Origin of the sequence: Leeuwenhoekiella sp. NPDC079379, assembly GCF_044542075.1 — a bacterium.
Taxonomy (GTDB): domain Bacteria; phylum Bacteroidota; class Bacteroidia; order Flavobacteriales; family Flavobacteriaceae; genus Leeuwenhoekiella.
Genome location: NZ_JBITTU010000006.1, coordinates 125,184 through 147,263 on the forward strand (window position 1 = coordinate 125,184; position 22,080 = coordinate 147,263).

General features: G+C 34.4%; 19 protein-coding genes and 1 other RNA gene. 11 read left to right on the top strand and 9 right to left on the bottom strand.

All coding sequences use genetic code 11. From position 1 onward, the window contains the following. Window positions 1-104: 104 nt before the first annotated feature. The 4 genes from ACIGAM_RS12380 to ACIGAM_RS12395 all read left to right on the top strand — a co-directional run bounded on the left by ACIGAM_RS12380 (window position 105) and on the right by ACIGAM_RS12395 (window position 3,982). Window positions 105-1,106 (top strand): hypothetical protein, encoded by a 1,002-nt coding sequence (locus ACIGAM_RS12380; RefSeq protein WP_396511757.1) that lies wholly within the window; start codon window positions 105-107, stop codon window positions 1,104-1,106. Between the two features lie 153 nt (window positions 1,107-1,259). Further along, window positions 1,260-2,150, top strand: a complete 891-nt coding sequence (locus ACIGAM_RS12385) for a DUF72 domain-containing protein (protein WP_396511758.1) — start codon at window positions 1,260-1,262, stop codon at window positions 2,148-2,150. Continuing rightward, on the top strand, window positions 2,147-2,632 hold the full coding sequence (locus ACIGAM_RS12390; RefSeq protein WP_396511759.1) for a gluconokinase: 486 nt from the start codon (window positions 2,147-2,149) through the stop codon (window positions 2,630-2,632). The genes ACIGAM_RS12385 and ACIGAM_RS12390 overlap by 4 nt, the downstream gene beginning before the upstream one ends. A gap of 3 nt (window positions 2,633-2,635) precedes the next feature. Beyond that, window positions 2,636-3,982, top strand: coding sequence for a GntP family permease (locus tag ACIGAM_RS12395; RefSeq protein WP_396511760.1), 1,347 nt, complete (start codon window positions 2,636-2,638; stop codon window positions 3,980-3,982). On the opposite strand, the gene ACIGAM_RS12400 is transcribed toward ACIGAM_RS12395, so the two are convergent. From ACIGAM_RS12400 to ACIGAM_RS12415, 4 genes are all read right to left on the bottom strand, one after another. Beyond that, window positions 3,979-4,929 carry a mechanosensitive ion channel family protein gene (locus ACIGAM_RS12400; RefSeq protein ID WP_396511935.1) on the bottom strand — a complete coding sequence of 317 codons (951 nt, stop codon included), beginning with the start codon at window positions 4,927-4,929 and terminating at the stop codon, window positions 3,979-3,981. The genes ACIGAM_RS12395 and ACIGAM_RS12400 overlap by 4 nt on opposite strands. Window positions 4,930-4,953: 24 nt before the next feature. Beyond that, window positions 4,954-6,039, bottom strand: a complete 1,086-nt coding sequence (locus ACIGAM_RS12405) for an endonuclease/exonuclease/phosphatase family protein (RefSeq protein WP_396511761.1) — start codon at window positions 6,037-6,039, stop codon at window positions 4,954-4,956. 35 nt (window positions 6,040-6,074) lie between these two features. Continuing rightward, complete coding sequence (locus tag ACIGAM_RS12410; RefSeq protein WP_396511762.1) at window positions 6,075-7,352, bottom strand: mechanosensitive ion channel family protein; 1,278 nt, start codon at window positions 7,350-7,352, stop codon at window positions 6,075-6,077. Window positions 7,353-7,529: 177 nt separating this feature from the next. Next, entirely contained in the window at window positions 7,530-9,497 is a 1,968-nt protein-coding gene (locus tag ACIGAM_RS12415; protein ID WP_396511763.1) for a T9SS type A sorting domain-containing protein, read from the bottom strand. 102 nt (window positions 9,498-9,599) lie between these two features. On the opposite strand from ACIGAM_RS12415, the gene ACIGAM_RS12420 reads away from it, so the two are divergent. Next, complete coding sequence (locus ACIGAM_RS12420) at window positions 9,600-10,136, top strand: Smr/MutS family protein (RefSeq protein ID WP_396511936.1); 537 nt, start codon at window positions 9,600-9,602, stop codon at window positions 10,134-10,136. Window positions 10,137-10,148: 12 nt separating this feature from the next. Here the strand turns inward: ACIGAM_RS12420 and ACIGAM_RS12425 are convergent, their stop codons facing one another. Next, window positions 10,149-11,111 carry a hypothetical protein gene (locus ACIGAM_RS12425; RefSeq protein ID WP_396511764.1) on the bottom strand — a complete coding sequence of 321 codons (963 nt, stop codon included), beginning with the start codon at window positions 11,109-11,111 and terminating at the stop codon, window positions 10,149-10,151. Window positions 11,112-11,215: 104 nt separating this feature from the next. Here ACIGAM_RS12425 and ACIGAM_RS12430 point away from each other — a divergent pair, with 104 nt between their 5' ends. Further along, on the top strand, window positions 11,216-12,361 hold the full coding sequence (locus tag ACIGAM_RS12430; RefSeq protein WP_396511765.1) for a cysteine desulfurase family protein: 1,146 nt from the start codon (window positions 11,216-11,218) through the stop codon (window positions 12,359-12,361). Here the strand turns inward: ACIGAM_RS12430 and ACIGAM_RS12435 are convergent, their stop codons facing one another. Together ACIGAM_RS12435 and ACIGAM_RS12440 are read right to left on the bottom strand one after the other, a co-directional pair. Next, entirely contained in the window at window positions 12,362-14,809 is a 2,448-nt protein-coding gene (locus ACIGAM_RS12435) for a carboxypeptidase-like regulatory domain-containing protein (RefSeq protein ID WP_396511937.1), read from the bottom strand. A gap of 11 nt (window positions 14,810-14,820) precedes the next feature. Continuing rightward, entirely contained in the window at window positions 14,821-16,512 is a 1,692-nt protein-coding gene (locus ACIGAM_RS12440; RefSeq protein ID WP_396511766.1) for a M23 family metallopeptidase, read from the bottom strand. 282 nt (window positions 16,513-16,794) lie between these two features. Here ACIGAM_RS12440 and ACIGAM_RS12445 point away from each other — a divergent pair, with 282 nt between their 5' ends. The 4 genes from ACIGAM_RS12445 (at window position 16,795) to rny (ending at window position 19,160) form a co-directional block, all read left to right on the top strand. Beyond that, window positions 16,795-17,085: a hypothetical protein gene (locus ACIGAM_RS12445; protein WP_028375185.1), complete on the top strand. Its 291-nt coding sequence runs from the start codon at window positions 16,795-16,797 to the stop codon at window positions 17,083-17,085. A gap of 8 nt (window positions 17,086-17,093) precedes the next feature. Continuing rightward, complete coding sequence (locus ACIGAM_RS12450) at window positions 17,094-17,384, top strand: cell division protein ZapA (protein ID WP_396511767.1); 291 nt, start codon at window positions 17,094-17,096, stop codon at window positions 17,382-17,384. 51 nt (window positions 17,385-17,435) lie between these two features. Continuing rightward, a non-coding RNA gene (ssrS, locus tag ACIGAM_RS12455) (6S RNA) lies at window positions 17,436-17,543 on the top strand. A 48-nt stretch (window positions 17,544-17,591) separates the two neighbouring features. Further along, a complete protein-coding gene (rny, locus tag ACIGAM_RS12460; RefSeq protein ID WP_396511768.1) occupies window positions 17,592-19,160 on the top strand; it encodes a ribonuclease Y in 1,569 nt (522 codons plus the stop codon). A gap of 134 nt (window positions 19,161-19,294) precedes the next feature. Here rny and ACIGAM_RS12465 read toward each other — a convergent pair whose 3' ends face one another. Both ACIGAM_RS12465 and ACIGAM_RS12470 read right to left on the bottom strand, forming a co-directional pair. After that, window positions 19,295-20,026, bottom strand: a complete 732-nt coding sequence (locus ACIGAM_RS12465) for a YebC/PmpR family DNA-binding transcriptional regulator (protein WP_396511769.1) — start codon at window positions 20,024-20,026, stop codon at window positions 19,295-19,297. A 99-nt stretch (window positions 20,027-20,125) separates the two neighbouring features. Next, complete coding sequence (locus ACIGAM_RS12470; RefSeq protein ID WP_396511770.1) at window positions 20,126-20,410, bottom strand: 4a-hydroxytetrahydrobiopterin dehydratase; 285 nt, start codon at window positions 20,408-20,410, stop codon at window positions 20,126-20,128. A gap of 134 nt (window positions 20,411-20,544) precedes the next feature. Between ACIGAM_RS12470 and ACIGAM_RS12475 the strand changes: the two genes are divergently transcribed. Further along, window positions 20,545-22,008 (top strand): aminoacyl-histidine dipeptidase, encoded by a 1,464-nt coding sequence (locus ACIGAM_RS12475; RefSeq protein WP_396511771.1) that lies wholly within the window; start codon window positions 20,545-20,547, stop codon window positions 22,006-22,008. Window positions 22,009-22,080 lie beyond the last annotated feature (72 nt).

The window sequence follows — 22,080 nt, forward strand, 5'->3', positions numbered from 1 at the left end:
AATTTATAGATAATATAAATTGTTTTTTTTAATTAAAAACTCTAAAAATTTTGTTATATTTTTACCCTATTTATGTAATTTGTTAGTTGATATACAAATAGTTAATGAAGTTATTCAGCTTTTTAGATTCAAAGATTGTAGCAAGAGTTAGTACGCTATTTTTCTTTTTTTCAATTCTCTCATCAATTGCAAAACTTAATTCAGTAAATAAAGCTATACATTTTATTGAAGAAAAAAATAATGAAATAGCTAAAATTATAGATTTACTGAGAAGTAGTATAAATCTAATATTAATACCATATAGATATATAAGAGATTTTTTTTTTAGCATTATACCTGTTGAGATTCCTTTTGATTGGCAAGATGCAATCATTATAGCCTTCATTATTTTTCTTGTACCATTATTGGAATTCAGATACTTTATAAGGTTTGGAAACAATTTTCATAATCCATCTAGAACATTGAGAAAGATATTTTGTTTACTAAAAGAACCAATTAAACTTTCAGAATATTCAAATATTTCTTTGAAAATAAATAAAATTTTAGATTCTAATGGAATTGGCAAAAGCTTTAAAAATGTTGTAAAGCTAAAATTAAGTTCACTCTTAATAAACTTAAGTGAGAAAGGAAACATAAATTCTGTTGAATTGGGACGTCTAGAATATATAGAATTTTATAATCAAGAATTAAAACCTTTTATTAGAAATCTGCGTTCTACAAAATTAAGGAAACAATTGTTATTCAACAGAACGAAAATAAAAATTGCTTTTTTACTTTTATTTTTTATTAGTATTGATTCATTTAGGTTTAATGAAGAATTGATTTTTTTCGATATCCTTTGGAAATCATTTTTGTTATTTATAATTTTTGGTGTAATACCTCTTATCATACTTATCACTTTATTGGGAATATTCTTTTTCATTAGTGCATATAAAAAGAGTAGAAATGACCCTCCAGATTTTTATGGCTCACCCTCAAATATATATGAGAAATCTACAAAATTTTTATTTTCATTTTTTTATAAAAGTTCTCACGATAGAGAAGAAGATGAAGATGAGTTTTTTAGACTTTATATGAAGCTCAAATTTAGTAAATCGGAGAAATAATTATTTTATTTTCTCAATTCGCTTCATTATATTTTTTAACAGATATAGCATAATTTATTGCGGTGGTTTTAAAATTGTTATGTTCAAATAAAGATTGATTCAATACTTACTTTTTTTTACATTTTCCTGAGATTTAATTTTTTAAATTTAAATATGAAATTTGGAATAGTAGAAGACCCCACAAAAGTTGATTTAAGCTTACCACCTGACCACCCAGATACTAAAGTTGTACTAAACAAAAACAAGAATAATAACAAACCAAAACTCTATGTAGGACACCCAAACTGGAAGGTTCCACGAGTTTTACTCACAAAAAGTTCAACTAAGGACGAGCTGGAATATTATTCACGTCAATTTAATTCAATTGAGTTAAATGCAACTTTTTATAGGCTTTTTCCTAAAGAGCAATTTGATAAATGGTATGATAAAGTTCCTGCAGATTTTCGGTTTTTCCCTAAGATTACCCGAAATATTAGTCATTTAAAAAGACTCATTGATGCTTCTGAACTTATCCCAGAATACCTTGACCATACATCATTACTAAAAGAAAAATTAGGATGTGTTTTTTTACAAATGCATAATGATTTTCAGCCTAAAAACTGGGATAGAGTTGAACAATTTATAGAAGCCTGGCCACGTGAAGTACCATTAGCTATAGAGTTTAGACATACAGACTGGTTTAATGAGCCTGCAGTTTCTGAGAAGCTATATCACCTTCTTGAAGAAAATAATATTTCTAATGTTCTTGTTGATACGGCTGGTAGGCGTGATATTGTGCACATGCGTATGACCAGTAATGAGGCATTTATTCGTTTTGTAGGAGCTAACCATCCCAGTGATTACTATAGGCTTGATGCCTGGGTTGATCGTTTAGAGCAATGGCTTGACGCAGGGTTGCAGCAAATTGATTTCTTCATTCATCAAAATATTGAAAAAGAATCTCCTTTATTAGCAACACACTTTATTAAACAAATGAATGATAGACTGGGTTTTAAATTAACTATTCCCAATCAAGATAAAAATAACCCTACTCTAGATTTATGAAAAAACTGATTGTTATCGCCGGCGTGTCTGGTTCTGGTAAAACTACTATAGGTTTACATTTAAGTAAAAAATTGAATATTCCTTTTAAGGATGCAGATGACTATCACCCACAAGCTAATGTGGACAAAATGAAAAGTGGTCAGCCGCTCAACGATGAAGATCGTAGACCTTGGTTAGAAATATTAGATCAAAAATTACAAGAGTGGGATGATGAGGAAGGTGCAATTCTCGCATGTTCTGCTCTTAGGGAATCGTACCGGAAAATTCTAGCACAGCACGTAGATCTTTACTGGGTCTTCTTAGATGGCTCATTTGAAGTATTAAAATCTAGATTAGATAATCGTAAAAATCATTTTTTTGATCCGTTATTATTGCAATCCCAATTAGATACATTAGAGAGTCCGGAATATGGCATTCACGTATCAATAGATCAAACTATTGAAGAAATTGTGGATGAAATACTGAAGAAATTAGATTTTTAATATATGGATTATCAATTGCTATTTGCAGTATTGTTTGGAGTTGCCTTACTATTAGTTCTCATCTTAAGGCTAAAACTTCAAGCGTTTCTCGCATTATTAATTGTCTGTGTATTTGTAGGAGCATTTAGTGGTTTAGCTCCTGAGATTATCTTAGATGCTATCACTAAAGGAATGGGTGGCACTTTAGGATTTGTGGCTACTGTAGTAGGATTAGGATCATTGTTTGGTGCGGTATTAGAACATTCTGGAGGTGCAAAGCAAATAGCACATTACCTTATTAGAAAATTCGGAATTAACAGAGCGCCCTGGTCTATCATGCTAACCGGTTTTTTAGTAGCAATACCGGTATTTTTTGATGTTGCCTTTATAATTCTGATACCTTTAATTTACGCTCTGCAGCGTAAAACTAAAAAGTCCTTATTATTATATGCTTTACCCTTGTTAAGTGGTCTTGCGGTAACACATGCATTTATACCCCCTACACCAGGACCTATTGCAGTCGCAGATATATTAAATGCAAATTTAGGTTGGGTAATCGTTTTTGGTTTTATCACAGGTATTCCCACCGCGGCTGTTGCGGGGCCATTTTTTGCCAAATACATTTCAAAAAAAATACATATAGACGCACCTTTTGAATCTCTAGAAGACGAGGATCTAAATATTAAATTACCAGCTACAGGGCTTGTTTTATCAATAATTTTTCTTCCTATAGTATTGATTGTTATTAATACAGTTGTAAATAGCCCATTAGCAGCTAACTGGAATTTTCCTGAACAGGTGCTATTTATTTCAACATTACTAGGTCATCCTTTTACTGCTTTAATTTTAGCAAACTTAATAGCGTGGTATTTTTTAGGAATTCGGCGTAATGTAAGTAAGGATGAATTGTTAACCATCTCAACAAAGGCGCTTTATCCTGCCGGAGTTATTATATTACTTACAGGAGCCGGCGGTGCTTTTAAGCAAATACTTATAGATACAGGAGCGGGATTAATGATTGCCGAATCCTTAACGAGTGATTATTTTCCTCCGGTAATTTTTGGCTTTATCATAGCAGCTATTGTACGTATTATGCAAGGCTCTTCTACAGTAGCGATGATCACTGCAGCAGGGATAACCGCACCTCTGTTAGGTATTTCTAACTACAGCGAAATGCAGCTAGCAATTCTTGTAATAGCAATAGCGGCCGGTGCATCTGTATTTTCACATGTTAATGATAGTGGATTCTGGCTTGTAAAACAATATTTAGGGCTTTCTGAAAAACAAACTTTTAAAACCTGGTCTATATTAACAACACTTATTGCTTTTATGGGATTAATCGTATCTACGGTACTCTGGTATTTAGTTTAATTATTAGTATCTGTTGTTGAGGATTTAGATTCTTGTAAATCTGGTTGTTTTTGAGATTGTTCAATACGTAAAGGAGAGTCTTTAGCAGCACCATAGAGTTTAATTTCTTGAATATCGGCTGGCATATAATATCCATTTTTTTCAAGGGCTTCTTTCACGTTACGCACTACATTTCCTTTAGTTATTAGCGCCATACGGCGGAAATCTGTAGTATCTACCCAGAAAAATACCTTTAAATTTACTGTGCTGGTTGCTAGTTCATCTTCAATTACAAAATTCTCATGCTCTTCATCTTCAATGACATTGGGTTCACGCTTTAATGTATCCAGGATTACTTGCTTAGCACCTTCAATAGTATCTTCATAAGCAATACCTATAATAAAATTCCATCTATAGAAACCGTCCTCAGTATAATTAGTCACCGGAGTTGTTAATACATCACTGTTAGGGATGTAAACGTCTTTCCCATCAAAGGTTTTTAGTTTTGTATATCTAAATTCAAGGGCTTTTACCTTTCCGAAGTTATTACCTATTTCTACCGTATCATTGACGTTAAAAGGACGATTAAACGCCAGAATGATACCTGCAATAAAGTTTTCGCCTATATCTTTAAAAGCAAAACCGAGAACTACAGCACTGGCTCCTGCGGCTGTAAGAATACCAGTTGCTATGCCTCCAAGACCGGCTGCTCTTAGGGCGAGCATAACTGCAATGATAAAAAAAGTGATTTTTATTGCTTTACCTAAAAACCTACTCATAAGAGGGTCTGCTGTTTTTGCAGAAATGCGTCTTCTTGCAAAGTTACCAATCCAGGCGCCTATAAGTAATCCTAAAATTATAATTAGTACACCCCACGCAATACCCGGCAACTGATTTATAAAATTGTTGTAATAATTAATAAAAGCATCAGATACCGTCTGTAAATCTTGAATTAAGAGTAATATCATAACATTTTCTAGCATTAGTAAAGGTTAATTTTCTTTACGTGTATCTTTTTGACCAGCTTCTTTTTTTATAATGTCAAGAGCTCTTTTTAATTGATTTTCTGATGGGGGATCAGCTCTTTGTTCTTGAGCAATTTCTGATTCTAAATTAAGTTTTGCATACGATGGAAAGTGGTCAGAATTTATATCAGCACCAGTTTGAACATCGATAACTCTAAAATGTTCTGAAACAAAAATATGATCAAGAGGCCACCTCATAATTTGACTTTTTGCACTAAAGGTGTTAAATAAACCACGACCTATACGAAGGTCTAATAATTCACTAACATTTTTAAAAAGAGCTGTTGATTCAGACCAGGCAACATCATTAAAGTCACCTATAACTAACACAGGTAGTTTTGAATCTCTGCTTTGAAATGCGGTTTTCATCATCTCAGCATCGCGATCTGTAGACATAGGATTATGCTGTGGCATAGGCGGTGTAGGATGAATTGCAAATAATTGAATTGTATCTCCCGAAGCCAGTTTAACTTTACTATCTATAGAAGGAATACTGTCGTCTATAAGATAATGAATTTCAGGATTTATTAATGGAATTTTAGAATAGAGTAACATTCCGTAAGTATTATTGATAGGAGCTCCCTTGTAAAATTTATATTTTTTTGAAAGTGTAGGATCTACAAATCTTTGCCATTCTGTATTTGCTTCAAGAAGTAAAAGAATATCAGGGTTTTTTGCAGCAACCTCTTTTAAAAGCGATTGTTTGTCCTCATTTTTCTGAAGGACATTAGCTACCAAGATACTCAATTGTTTATTAGGATTATTTTGCTCACTTGTATTTACTTCAAATTGAGCTAATGGTGTATAGGGATAAATTTTTGATATTTGATATACAAAACATGCAATCATAACACTCATAAAAACATAGTCTTTAACCCATTTTATATCAAACTTTAAAAGATAAGCTAATATTGCTGTAGCCGTTAAAATGGTAAGCTGCGTATGTGGGAAATCAAAAACCCGAATCCACCAATAATCAGCTGCTATAAGTGGAACTAAAGTGAGCAATATAGCTATCGCTCCAAAAATGTGGAGAATATTTTTAAATCTCATAAATGATCGGTTAGTTGACCTGCAACCTACCTATTTTAGAGATTTCTATGCGTTAAGAAATTGGTAATATCTCGTGACGAGGGTTCTTCAAATATCTCAAGGTCAAAATATTTTACTGCGGCTATAATATGGTCAAAAATATCTGCCTGTATGTGCTCATAATTTTCCCAGCGTTTATCGTGACTAAAACAGAAAATCTCTAAAGGAATACCTTGAGAAGTAGGAGCGAGGTGCCTTACCATAAGAAAGAGATCTTTATTTATTGCAGGATTCTCATATAAATACGCATCGATATACTTTCTAAAAACACCAAGATTTGTTTGATTAAGACCATTTATAGGTAGGCTGTCATCTACTTCATGGCGTCTATTTGTGCGTATAACCTCTTTCTCCATATGTTCTATATAGGGAGCCACCAGCTGAATTTTTTTAAGTTGAACTAAATCTTCAGAGGTTAAAAAGCGTACAGAATTTTGTTTAATAAATACAGCTCGTTTTATACGTCTTCCGCCACTCTCTTGCATTCCCCTCCAGTTTTGAAACGAATCTGAAATAAGGCTGTAAGTAGGAATCGTAGTGTAGGTCATATCCCAATTCTGAACACGTACCGTAGCAAGATTGATTTCGGTTACATTACCATCTGCACCGTATTTACTAAAGGTAATCCAGTCTCCTATACGCACGATATCATTAATAGATACTTGTATTGAGGCTACAAAACCAAGTATTGTATCTTTAAATATTAATAGTAAAACTGCAGATGCGGCTCCTAATTGGAGCACAAAATTCATTGCATTTTTGTCAAACAACTCAAGAATAAAAAAGAAGATTCCTATTCCCCATAAAAAAAGCATAGTTACTTGTAAGTAACTTTGTAATGGTTTGTCAAAATACTGCTCTTTAGTCTGAAAATAATTACGCGCCGTACGCAGAAGACTACGTATAATTTTAAGTATAAGAAGTATTACATACGTATTAAATGCTTTTAAAAGCCAATAGGTAGTATCAGGATAATCCTTTAAAAGTTCAAGAAAAAACCATTTAAAAACTAATAGTGGAATTATATGGCCTATATAACGAGGAAAGTTAGTTAAGATTAAAAAATCATCAAACGAACTTTTAGTCTTATTGCTAAAAATTTTAAAGACTTCTATTATAAATCTTTTCAAAATTTTATCTCCAAGCGTAAGTACAAGGATAAATATAAAAGCATTTATAAATATCGTTACCAACTCAGCATATACAGAAGAAACGCCTAGGTCTATTATATTTCTTGAAAAATCTTTTAAATAGCTATCTAATTTATAAGCCATAGTCTGAATTTAAACTTGTAAAAGTAGTGATTAACTGCTAAGATCAAGGTTAATGATAAACCAACTTTTTTATTTGTTTTCTACAGATGTTTAAAATTAATTTTCAGGTAGGTTATAAAACTAAAAACAGCCTTAGTAAAGGCTGTTTTTAGTTTTATTTTACTTGTGCTTTCTATACTATTTCATATTAATGACAGAAACTTTTTTAGCGAATTCTACATTATCACGGGTGATAACTTTAATGATATAAATACCATCACTCCAGTTAGTTGAAGGAATTACAACCTTAGATTTTGAACCTTCATTAATTTTAGAAACTAAAAGTCTACCTGAAATATCAAAAACATTTATCTCTTTAAGGTCTGATTCTAAAGGATTTAAAACAGTTAATTCAGCTCGGTTATTATTTTGATAAACAGCAAATGATTTTTTTACTTCTTCTGCTATTTCTAATGTTGCGGCATTAATATCTTTAAACGTGATTTCAAAACGATCAGAATATATTCCTTTTGGTAATTCTATTTCATATGATGAATCTAAAATATCATGATATTCATCTGTTTTCTTATCGTGTAACCAGATGCCTTCATCAGTAATGAAGTTTAAATCTGAAATACGCATGTTGAATGTGTTCAATTCGTTATTAGCGCTAATTTTAAGAGGTAATTTTACATCTATATCGTATGGGAAATAGTTTGTAATAATAGCTCTGTCAGTATCACTAAGATTAAAACTAACATCCGTAGCCAATTCTGAGATATTAAAACCATCCATTGCGGTATCTGTATTTAAAGTAGAACCCTCATACATAATTCCTGTAATAGAGCGATTATAGGTGTTATTAATAAAAGTCTCTAAATGAAACTTAGGTAATACCAGATATCCTCTATTGTCATAAGACTGGCTACCTGCTCTTAAAGTAGAATTAACGTTAGAAGACTTTTGAGTAGAACTTGTTTTTTTAGATTTATCAATTTTACTTTTAAATTGAGATAAATTACCACGGCTTTCTTTCACAAAAACTCTAAATTCATTTTTAGTAGTGACAAGACCATCAGCAATTCCTTCTACAAAGAAACCCTGACCTACAGGAGCAAAATGTCTTTCAATATTCTCACCAGTATCCCCAGTAGCACTCCCTGCAATTTCATTACCATCATTATCATATCTTACAAAAGCTGCTGGAGAATATGAACCTGTATAATCGCAAGGACCGGGAGTATAAGTGCCATAGCCTCCTTCATAATCAACAAGATAATGTGATTTAACACTTGGATCGGACTCCCAGAAATAGGCATTTCCATTAATTGTATTTCCAACGGCAACTCTTGATGAGGGGTCAGATGTACCTAAACAATTTTCTAAAGTTTCGGGGCTGGCACCAGAATTAGATAATAAATAAAAGCTTAAATTCATCGCAGATGAATAAGGATTACCTACCATAGTAAGATTATCAGGTAATACTTTAACATTTATGGTCCCATTATTCGGAATACCTCTAAAATCAATGATTTCTGCAGTGGGCGTAGTGTTGTCACCTATTCCTTTCATCGTATAACCCTCTCCAGGATTTAAATCAATTGATGAAGAAACTTTTTCGTAACCTGAATACCCATTTTTAGCTACATATTTATAAAGCCAATATGATGAAAATTGCAATTGATTAGATCCGGTAATAATCCCATCATAATTTGGTGTGAATGTTATAGGATTTGAAACCATTTCGGTTCCCGTAGGTTGATAAATACCACCACCATTATTACTTTCTTGATAAAACCTTTTGTTACCAGCATTAGTGCCAGCATACTGCAGTGGTAGATTGTTGTCAGGATCACCTACAGGTGAAGTCCAAAAATGATAATCCCATTTATTCATCGAGTTTTTTTGATATACAGAAACAACGCCGGTACCCGTATTAATTTTATCATCATCTCCTTGAATCAATTGACCTTCACTTCTTAGATATAAATTACCTCCGGTTTGATTAGGGTTCCCGTCTAATCCAATCTCTTGAGTAACAAATAAGATTTCTCCTTTGTTATAAATATATGCATTCTGTCCTCCAGTTGAAGACTTAACGTGTAATTGACCCGAAGCCAAAATGGGTAACATCAAAAAGAAAAAATAAGAGTATAATTTTCCCATAATAGAATATTTTTGTAAATATATAAAAATTAAGACATTTGCAATACACTTAAAAGATATTTTTAAGCTTTTAAACGATTGTTTTTCAACGGTATTATGACAATGAATTTACAGGTAGGACAACGTATTTCCCTTATAGATGATAATTTATCTGGTGTTATTACAAAAATAGTGGCTGATGAGATTTATTTCAGTACAGATGATGGTTTTGAACTTTCAGCGAACAGATCTCAGATTATTAAGGATGAGGCTTTTGATGTTGCTATCCCGGAAGACATAGAATTACTATTGACTGAGAAAGAAAAAGTATATCAAAACAAGAAAATTCCTACTAAAAAACTAAAAGGGGTTATCCCTCCTATGGAAGTTGATTTGCATATACATCAACTTACATCTTCAGAGCGTGGGCTTAGTGCTCACGATAAACTCAATCTACAAATAGATACGGCAAGACATAAATTAGAGTTTGCCATAAGAAAACGTATTCAACGTATCGTTTTTATACACGGTGTGGGTGAGGGGGTGTTACGTGCAGAGCTTGAATATCTTTTTTCAAGATATGATAACATCAAGTTTTACGATGCTAATTACCAACAATACGGTTTAGGTGCAACTGAGGTTTATATTTTTCAGAATTAATGGCATTAAAATTTAATTAGAAAAAGCCGGAGTTATAGTTATTGTTTGATTGGGAGCACTATATTCACCAAAGAATAAATTCTGTTGGCGTATAGTTTCATCACCGTTATCTTTAATAAAAACAGCGTTGGTAATATTTATAGTTAGTGTAATCGTTTCTAAATAATAAGTGTGAATTCTATAAGAATTCACGTTATAATCTACAGCTACATTATTATTTAAATAATCCTGACCTATAGAAATATCTGTAGTGTCATTGTTTGGGTTTAGATCTTGATCTTTATCTTCATTTATCGTGAGAACTCCATCACCATCATCATCATTATCTATAAAATTAGGCCTTCCATCACCATCGGTGTCTAAAGAGGCTTCATAATTTATAGATCCATCTGTATTTAGAACGACACCCTCCTGATTTGTAGGCACATTATCACCATCATCATCAAAGTCGTAAATATTAGGAATTCCATCACCGTCAAGATCTTCAGTAAGATTGCCTTCTGCATCTTCTAAAAGAATTTCAAATTCGGCATCTATGCCATCACGATCATTATAATCTCCCTGAGTTACTATTGTAAGGGTTCCTTCATCGCTTATATATTGTTCGTTAACTGTAGGGGTGGCAGGCGGTATTTTGGAGCAAAAATAGTCTGCGTCAACGGCTCCATTGTAAATTCGATAGGAAATAAATGAATCTGCACTGCTTCCCAAATTATACGTGTAAGCACCACTGCTGTTAGGAGCTTCTAAAATGGGATCACTAGTACTTAATGTAAATGCTAAAGACTCATTAGTATCGCTATTTATTTTATAAAAAATATAATTTGTAATTGCAGTATCGTTATTATCTAGAGTGACAGTACTGCAATAATTTATAGCTAAATCTGTAAAATCAAACGAAGTAACAATAAGGTCTCCGTCATCACAAGATTCAAAAAATAGAACAGAGCATATTAAAAATAGGTACTTCTTCATAACAAATCACTTTAGCACAAAAATAGGAGAATTGCACATTACTAACAGTTGTAGGTGGTAAATAATTTTATTGTGGTTAATTTTGCAGTTTCTAAAACATACGAATGACTCAAGTTTATTTTGATAACGCTGCTACAACAGCAATTCGCCCGGAAGTAATTACGCGTATGATGCAAGTAATGAGTGATATACCGGGAAATCCTTCTTCTACTCACGCAGTAGGGCGTAAAGCTAAAACTGTAATCGAGCAGGCGCGTAAAACCATCGCCGGTTATTTAAATGTTACTCCTGCCGAAATAATTTTTACTTCAGGCGGTACAGAAGCAGATAATCTGATCATAAATAGTGCTGTTAGAGATTTAGAGGTTAGACATATTATTACGAGTTCTATAGAGCACCATGCAGTTTTACATGTGGTAGAGCATTTACAATTGGCATATGATATAAAAATATCTATGGTTGCGATTAAAGACTGCGGAAGCATAGATTTAAGTCATCTTGAAGAGTTGTTAGCTTCAAATTCAGAAAAAACACTCATTAGTCTAATGCATATTAATAATGAGATAGGTAATATGTTAGATCTGGAGGCTGTTTGTACTCTAGCTAAAAAATATAGCGCACTATTTCACAGTGATATGGTACAATCTGTAGGCCATTTTGATTTAAACCTCGGTGAAATTCCTATAGATTTTATAGCTGCTGCAGCACATAAATTTCACGGACCCAAAGGTGTAGGTTTTGCTTTTTTACGTAAAAACAGCAAAATACGACCGCTTATTTTTGGAGGAGGGCAGGAGCGCGGTAGTCGCGCAGGGACAGAACCGGTGCACAATATCGCAGGTATGGAAGAAGCACTTATTCTAGCGCAATCAAATCTTGTCGCAGAGCGGAAACATATAGAAGACATTAAATGGTATTTTAAAGAGCAATTAGAAGCGCACATACCAGGAGTTCATTTTAATGGTAATTGCCACGACGGAACAAAAAGCACATATACCTTGCTAAATGTGTGTTTACCCGTTCCTGCTGATAAAGCTTTAATGCTTTTATTTCAACTCGATTTAAAGGGTATTGCGTGTTCAAAAGGAAGTGCCTGTCAAAGTGGAAGCGATCAGGGAAGTCACGTTTTAAATGCATTTTTAGCTAAAGATAAATTAGATAAGCCTTCTATTCGGTTTTCATTTTCTCACGAGAATACTAAAGAAGAGGTTGATTATGTGATTGAAACTTTAAAACAGTTTATAGCTTAATTAAAAGCGCGCGCTTAGGCATACATTAAACACTCTGGGTGAAAGATAATTAGGTACAGCATATTGCTGCTGAGTTGCTGCATCACGTACAAATGTATTGGTGATACTGTTTTGGCGATCAAAAATATTGAAGATTTCAAGTCCAATATTTAACTCATCAACTATAGATTTTTCAGTTTTTGATGACTCTCGAATTATTGAGTATGCAAACCCAACATCTGACCTGAAATAAAAAGGCAAACGTGTCTGGTAATCATAGGTGTCAACGTAGGAAGGAGAACCCCCAGGCAGGCCGCTTTGATATACCATATTTAGATAGAGTTTTAAATCTGGTATCGTAGGCACATAATCTTGAAAAAGGACACCTAATTTAAAACGTTGGTCTGTAGGTCTTGCTTTATACCCTCTTTCTTCGATATTTTCTTCAGTTTTTAGAATACCAAGACTAACCCAGCTGTCTGTACCCGGTACAAACTCACCAGAGAGTCTAAAATCAACTCCATAGGCATATGCCTTCGCATCATTGGCTGCTTTATAACGTATTCTTACATTTTCTAAAGTATAAGAATTTATATTAGATAAATCTTTGTAATAAGCTTCACTAGTTAATTTAAATGGCCGTTCCCAAAGCTTAAAACTCCAGTCATTTGCGGCAACAAAATGAATACTTTTCTGAGCTTTTACATCTGGTAGTACTTTACCTTGGGCGTTTCGTAATTCTCTATAAAATGGGGGTTGGTAATAAATCCCCGAGGCAATTCTAAAAACCATATCGGTCTTCCAGTTTGGTTTTAGGCTAAATTGTCCTCGTGGGCTAATTATGTGTTGGGTTTTTGAAGTTAGATTAGTTCCGCTAACATTCCACACTTGAGAGCGTAATCCTAAATTATACCAGGCTTTTGTATTATTCAGTTCTAAACGTTTACTGTATTGTATAAAGGCAGAAATGCGATTTATTTGAACTTCGTTTTGAGCGCGTACAGTCGTAAAAGCTTCTAGTGGTGCATCAAAGGGTATATAAGGTTGCTGGTTTGTAATACGATCTAAAGGCGGTCGCAAAGAAAATCCTGCAGAATCTACGATCTCATATTCCTGTACTCGATCGCGAATAGATTCGTGAGCAAATTTTAATCCCCAGTCTAATTGATTTGTACCTTTTAAATATTGCCCCTTGTGCTGAATATTAAGAATTAAAGCATCTAGGTTATTGCGAGCATGGGTAAGTTGAGATCCTATAGCTTCAGTAAAGTCAACATCACCAGTATTGTTACCGCCTACATCAGTGTTTGGACTTCCTAAAGCATACTGGGCAAATATGTCGTAATATTCCTGTTCTTTTGTATGATAGGCAGCGCTAATAATCTTTAAATTTAAATTTTCAGTAGGTTTATAGGTTGCAGTGATGGCTCCAAAATACGTCTCATATTGGTCAGATTCCTGCCCATCATAATCGATGATTAAAGCAATAGGATTAGTTAATGTCCCAAAATTAGTTTGCCTGGTAACTGGTTTATAATCGTAACGATTAACAGCTATATTTCCTAAAAAAGCAAGTTCAAATTTAGGGTTGAAGGTATAGGTAAGGTAGCTTTGAATGTCTGTAAACCTTGGTTTGTAGTTGGTTTCAGTTTGCTTAGCATTTACCAGCAAGCTATTGTCTCTATATCGCCCACCTACTAAGGCTGTAAACTTTTTATTTTTACTAATGCCCTCTGCGGAAAGACTAAGGCCTAATAAACTCAAATCTACTGAAGCTTCAAATTCTACAGGCCGTCTGTAGGTTATATCGAGTACAGAAGAAAGTTTATCACCATACTTAGCCTGAAACCCTCCGGCACTAAAATTTACATCGCGCACAAGATCACTATTTACAATACTTAAACCTTCTTGCTGACCAGAGCGTATAAGAAATGGTCTATAGACTTCAATATCATTTATATAAATTAGATTTTCGTCATAATTACCACCTCGCACAGCGTATTGAGTACTCAATTCATTATTTGCGCTAACGCCAGGTAAAATTTTTAGTAAATTTTCTACACCGGGATTTGCTCCGGGTATTTTTCTAACAGTTTCGGGATCTAAATTCACGATACCATCAATGCGGTTCTGATTCTCTGCAGAAATAACAACTGCATTAATTTCTTGAATACGCGTATTTAAAACAGGATTAAACTCAAGGTTTTCATCGGGTTTAAGTGAGAATGAAGCTGTTGTAGTTTTATAACCTACATAAGAGAATTTAATTTCTATTTTAGAATTTGCCGGTATTTCTAAATAATAAAAACCCGTCTCATCTGTCTGTGTTCCCAGATTACCACTACTAATATTTACACCAGACAATGGTTTGTTTAATTCATCAAATACAATCCCATTTAGTATAGCACTTTGGGCATTTATTACCGAAAAGTTTCCAATACTAACAAGGAAAATAATAAAACAACGTATTTTCAAAAGCTCTATTTTCTAAAGAATGTGTTTTTAAATGTAGTGCTATTTCCTACATTATCTGTTACAATAAGCTGAAGTTGGTTTTCTCCGGAAACACTTTTGCCATCATCAAAATTATACGTAAGAAGATTTTTTTTGTATTCGTATTCTACTAAAGCAAATTTTCCGTTTAGTGTAAGGCGATAACTTTTAATTCCGGTATTTTCATCGGTTATTTTAAAATTTAGGGTTTTATAGTCTGAAATCCATTTACCATCTGACAGATCTATAGCCTCAATTCTAGGAGGTTTTGTATCTAATCCAAGTTTAAAATCGCCTAACGCATTTACGCTTGCAGATATGTGATCACCTTCTAAGGTAGCTCCTTCATAACGCAATAGTCCTCTGTAATTAACTCTTCCTATATAAAGTCGTTCACGATCGCCAGGCTGAAAAGCTGAAACATCATAACTCAATTTAATATATTTCTGTACAGGTATTAAATCCTGATCAAGATGCAGTGCGTCTGTGTTTGCAGAGATATCTAAATAATAATCATCATAAAACGAACCTTCAGGAATAAACAAATCCCAATCACCTACTTTGAAGCTTTGATTTGCATCTGCCTGTACAAAATATGGAGTAACTTTTTTTACAGTAGGGGACAATATCGGTTCTTTAGCAATAGTTATAGGTACAACAACTACAGTTTCATTACCCTTGATATCCGATACTCTTATAGTGTAAATTCCGCTAGTTCCGTCTTGATTTAGATTAAGTATACCTTTGTTTTTCTCGTATTTAAATATGCTCAACGGGTTGTTACGCTCTATAAATAGTTTCTGAACCCGATCTCTTTTTTCTTCATAGTAAGCGTAATCAATCATTCGGTTTAAATAACGGGTTTCTGCAAATGAGAATTTGTCCATTTCCAGATCTAATAATTTTTCACCATTTAAACTGGTTTCAATTTTATAAATACCATTGTTATTATTAGCGGCATCTTGCATATCTACCGTTCCTACCGCAAACCCTATAGCTCCATAAGCTGTAATCTTTTCACTTAGAAAAGTACCATCAGGTTGCTTTGTAATAGTTAGTTTTTGACGTGCTTGCGATTGATTTACAGCGCTACTGTCTGAGAGTGTATACACAAGCAAGTCGTTTATAATGGGAGCTCTATGGTCTGCAACTTCAATTCCAAAAAGTTGGGCATTCATAGGGCGTTCATTTTTATCTCGTATTTCAAAATGAACGTGAGGGCCGCCGCTACCTCCTGTGTTTCCGCTAAAAGCGACTAATTGACCTTGTGTCACAGCTAATTCACCTGGAGCTGGAAAAAGTTCAATCTCGTAGCTTTCAGCTTCATATTGTTTTTGTTTGACGTAAGTCTCTAACTCTGGCGAAAATTTATCAAGATGCCCGTAAACGGTAGTGTACCCATTAGGGTGGTCTATATAGAGCGCTTTACCATACCCATAATGCGATATTTTTATACGACTTACATTTCCCGAAGCGCTGGCCACGACATCAAGACCGGTACGCTGTTGTGTTTTAATATCAAGCCCACTATGAAAGTGGTTACTGCGCAGTTCACCAAAACTACCTGCGAGAACGGTGGTGATACGCAACGGTGGTATAAAATCTTTTTTAGGGATATCTGATTGTCCATTAACAAGAAGTGTACAGCTTGTAAGAAGAATAATTAATAGTTTTTTCATAGAATGGCTAAGATAAAAAAAACGCAATCATTTTGCATTTATGGTACGCTAAGAACTTTATTATTTTTTATAAAATATGCCTTTTTGAAATCGAAGAATTAAATAATTAGATGTATTTAAAATTGAAATAACGAAAATTTTCAGAACGCTCTGATAGATAAAGTGGTTAAGGTTAAATTATTGTAGAATTGCAAAGGCTTGTTTAAAAATAAAATAGAATGTATTGCGATATTAACCCTCGAATGTTAACTTTGTGTGACTAAGCATTGTTAAAATAAGGTTATGAGTGAAATGTTGGAGCGTATAGATGCGTTGCAAAATGTAATTAGCAAACTAGTGCATCGTTATCAGAAACTTCAGCGAGAAAATGAGGTCCTACAGACCGCTAATCATAATTTGAAGCAAGAGCAGGAAGAGCTGGTAACTTTACTAAGTAATTGGGAAGCTAAATACAGTACACTTAAAACTGCAAATGCAATGCTGGGCAGTAATGAATACAAACGGGAAACCAAGCTAAAAATAAATACTATGATGCGTGAGATTGATGCGTGTATTGCTCAATTAGCAGATTAGTTTAGGATATGTCTGATCATTTAAAAATAAAACTGTCTATTGCAGACCGGGTATATCCGCTAACCATAAAACCTCAGCAGGAAGAAGGATTGCGTAAAGCTGCGAAAGAGATTGAGGAAATGATTAAAAAATTTGAGCAAAGTTATGCCGTTAGAGATAAGCAAGATGTATTAGCGATGTGCGCTTTGCAATTTGCGTCTAAAACAATACAAAGGGATATTGAGGGAAGTGGTGAAAGTACCGAAGCGATACAACAACTACGAGACCTTGAGTTACTGGTTAAAAGCCAGTTATCCTAACGTTCTTTAAAATAGAAATTTACTGCCTACATTGGTTATTTTTTTTGGTAAACTCAACACTATATTCTTTAAAAAGGATGAGTCTGAGTTGTAAAAGCGCGCCGTCTTTGAACGGATTCTTGATCAGCTCGTTAGTCCTATGATTTATTTAAGGAGTTTACGCAAAACCCGATCAATGTAGGCTTTTTTTATATATACACTAACTAAATGGGAAATACTGTACTTATAATCGTAGGCGTCATCTTAATCGCTGGCACACTAGGATTTTTACTGGCAAAATTGCTGGAAAAGAATAACGCATCGCAAATCGTAAGCAATGCAAAAAAAGAAGCCGCTAACATTGTTAAAGAAGCAAAAAGCGAAGGAGAATCCTTGAAAAAGGACAAAATTCTTCAAGCTAAAGAGAAATTTATTGAGCTAAAATCAGAGCATGAGAAAGTTATTCTTTCTAGAGACAAGAAAATTAATGAAGCAGAAAAACGTACTCGTGATAAAGAATCGCAGGTAAGTAGCGAGATAGCTAAAAATAAGAAGCTTAATAAAGAAATAGAGGAGAAGGTTAAAGACTACGACGAGCGTTTAGAATATGTAGAAAAGCGTCAGGTAGAAATTGATAAGATGCATTTTAATAAGGTGCAACAACTCGAAGTAATTTCTGGTCTCTCTGCAGACGAGGCTAAGCAACAACTTGTTGAGTCCTTAAAAGATCAGGCTAAAAGCGATGCCATGGCGTATATACAAACCGCGATGGAAGAAGCTAAGCTTACCGCTGAGCAAGATGCCAAGAAAGTTATTATTAATACCATTCAACGTATAGGTACAGAAGAAGCAGTAGAAAATTGTGTTTCTGTATTTAATCTTGAAAGTGATGATGTAAAAGGTAGAATTATAGGTCGTGAGGGTCGAAATATTAGGGCTATAGAGGCTGCTACCGGTGTAGAGATTATCGTAGATGATACTCCTGAAGCTATTATTTTATCTTGTTTTGATAGCGTAAGAAGAGAGATCGCGCGTCTGTCATTACATAAACTGGTAACTGACGGAAGAATTCACCCGGCTCGTATTGAAGAAGTTGTTCAAAAGACAACTAAGCAGATCGAGCAAGAAATTGTTGACATAGGTAAGCGTACTGTAATAGATTTAGGAATTCATGGCTTGCACCCAGAACTTATTAAAGCTGTGGGTCGTATGAAATACCGTTCTTCTTATGGTCAAAATTTATTACAACACAGTAGGGAAGTGGCAAAACTTTGTGCTACTATGGCAGCAGAATTAGGCGTTAATCCTAAGCTGGCTAAGCGTGCAGGTCTCTTACATGATATAGGTAAAGTACCAGATACAGAAAGTGAGCTTCCTCACGCACTATTAGGTATGGAGTGGGCTGAAAAATATGGAGAGAAACCAGACGTTTGTAATGCAATAGGTGCTCACCACGACGAGATCGAGATGAAAACATTACTAGCTCCTATTGTTCAGGTTTGCGATGCAATTAGCGGTGCAAGACCAGGAGCGAGAAGACAAGTATTAGATTCCTATATACAACGTTTAAAAGATCTTGAAGATATCGCATTCGGTTTTCAGGGAGTTAAGAAAGCTTATGCAATACAGGCGGGTAGAGAGTTGCGTGTGATTGTTGAAAGTGATAAAGTTAATGATGAGAAAGCATCTTCATTATCTTTTGAAATTTCTCAAAAAATACAAACTGATATGACCTATCCGGGTCAGGTTAAAATAACAGTTATTAGAGAAACCAGAGCGGTAAACATCGCGAAGTAGCAAACTTTATATAGCATCATAGCGAATAAAAAAGCCGGCATAGCCGGCTTTTTTATTTTTAAATGGTTTTGGGAAGCTGAATTCAAAGAAAAAAACAGGAGCGTTAGCTCCTGTTTTTTAATATGGTAAAATGATTACTCTTCAGAGCTGCCTGAAGATTCATCCATAGAGTGATAAACGTTTTGTACGTCTTCATCTTCTTCTATTTTCTCAAGAAGTTTTTCTACATCTTCAGCTTCTTCAGGCGTAAGCTCTTTAGTCACTTGAGGAATACGTTCAAAGCCACTAGATAATATCTCGTGACCTGCGCCCTCTAAGTAATTTTGAATTGCTCCGAAGCTTTCAAACGGACCATAAATTAAAATTCCGTCTTCATCTTCAAAAACCTCCTCAGCACCAAAATCAATTAATTCTAATTCTAATTCTTCAGGATCTAAGCCTTCCGCAGGGATTCTAAAGTTACAAGTGTGATCAAACATAAATTCAACAGACCCCGAAGTACCAAGGTTTCCATTACATTTATTAAAGTACGATCTAATATTTGCTACGGTACGATTATTATTGTCTGTAGCAGTCTCAATTAAAATAGCGATGCCGTGCGGTGCATACCCCTCAAATAAGACTTCTTTAAAATCACCAAGACTTTTATCACTAGCACGCTTTATAGCACGTTCTACATTGTCTTTAGGCATATTAACGCTCTTCGCGTTTTGAATAACAGCACGTAAGCGAGAGTTAGAATCAGGGTCTGGGCCGCCTTCTTTAACAGCCATTACAATATCTTTACCTATACGCGTAAATGCTTTAGACATTGCGCTCCAGCGCTTCATTTTACGTGCCTTTCTAAACTCAAATGCTCTTCCCATAGTTTAATTTTTAACGGGTGTAAATTTAACAAAAATCAACATTAAGAATGTGTGTTTTTAGGATTAAATATTGCCCGTAAAAAGTGAATTAATTGTGGTTTAACCTCCTATTATCTTTTCAATGGTACGGGCTAGTTTAAAATCTTTAGCTGTCACACCATCTGCATCGTGAGTAGAGATACTTATGTTTAGCGTATTGTACACATTAGTCCAATCTGGATGATGTTGTTGTAGTTCTGCTTCAAAAGCAATACGAGTCATTGTTGCAAATGCTTCTTTGAAGTTTTCAAATTCTAAAGACGTATGAATGGCGTTTTCTTTAAATTCCCATCCATCTAAATCTTGTAATTGCTCTAGTATAGCAGCTTCTTCTAATTTTTTCATTATTTTAATTTTAGAATATGAATATAATAATAGGTTTAAAGCCAGAATAAGGCTTAACCCAAGATTAACGTTTACAGAATTACTGGTTGTATACTTACCAAAAGATATCCTGTACCTTTGTAAAAACTGAATTTATGACAAATATGGAAATACGAGAGCTAGAACCCAAAGCGATATGGAAAAATTTTGCAAATCTTAATGATGTGCCCAGACCTTCTAAACACGAAGAGCGGGTAATTGCTTTTATGAAAGCTTTTGGTGAGGGTTTGAATCTTGAAACTTTTGTAGATGAAGTAGGTAATGTTATCATTAGAAAACCTGCTACTCAAGGTCTCGAAGACCGAAAGATGGTTGTTTTACAATCCCATTTGGATATGGTACATCAGAAAAATAATGCAACTGATTTTGATTTTACCTCTCAAGGAATCAAAATGAAAGTTGAAGGTGATTGGGTAAAAGCAGAGGGTACGACGCTAGGAGCAGATAATGGATTGGGAGTTGCAACTATAATGGCGCTCTTTGAGAGCGATGCTATACCGCACCCTGCTTTAGAAGCTCTATTTACGATAGATGAAGAGACCGGAATGACTGGCGCAATGGGATTAAAAGGAGGTGTTTTAAAAGGGGATATTTTGTTAAACCTAGATACCGAAGAAGATGATGAAATAGGCGTGGGCTGTGCAGGAGGTGTAGATATTACGGCAACTCGTTCTTATAGTCTAGAAGATGTGGAAGAAGGCAAAACAGGTTTTAAATTAACCGTAAACGGACTCCAGGGTGGTCATTCTGGAATGGAGATAATTAAAGGGTTAGGTAACGCTAACAAATTTATGAACCGGTTTTTGCTTGATGGTTTTGAAAATTACGGTTTACGTATCGAAGAAATAGCTGGGGGTGGTCTGCGTAATGCAATACCCAGAGAGAGTGTTTCTAGATTTTGTATAGACAGCATACATAGTGAAGCATTTAAAAGTGATGTAGAAGAATTTGCTGAAATTCTCAAACAAGAATACAAAACTTTAGAACCTAATCTAAAAGTTGAGTTAGAAGAGATTGTATTACCTAAAAAAGTTATGAGTCTGGGAGTTCAGGAAGGTTTCTTAAAAGCGATACAAGCAGCCTGGAATGGTGTTTACCGTATGAGTCCAGATATTGGAAATCTGGTAGAAACTTCAAATAATGTAGCTCGCATAAGTGTTAAAGATGGCCACATTGAAGTATTATGTCTTACACGATCATCTGTAGAATCATCGCGTACAGATCTTGCAAATACGCTTAGAAGCGTTTTTGAATTAATAGGTTGTGAAGTGGTAACTTCTGGTGAGTATCCCGGTTGGAAACCCAATATGGATAGTCCTATTCTTAAAGTACTAGTAGATAAATACAAGAACATAAATAACGAAGAACCTCACGTAGCAGCTTGTCATGCAGGTTTAGAATGTGGTATACTTGGTCAAAACTACCCCGATATGGATATGATTTCTTTTGGACCTACAATTCGTGGTGCGCACTCTCCAGACGAGCGCGTAAGTATAGCTTCAGTTCAAAAGTTCTGGATTTTTATTCAAGATATCTTAAAAGATATTCCGGGTAAATAATACTAATTTAAATGGTATTATAAAAAAAAAGGAGATGCTCGCGCATCTCCTTTTTTTTTATAATATTTGAAA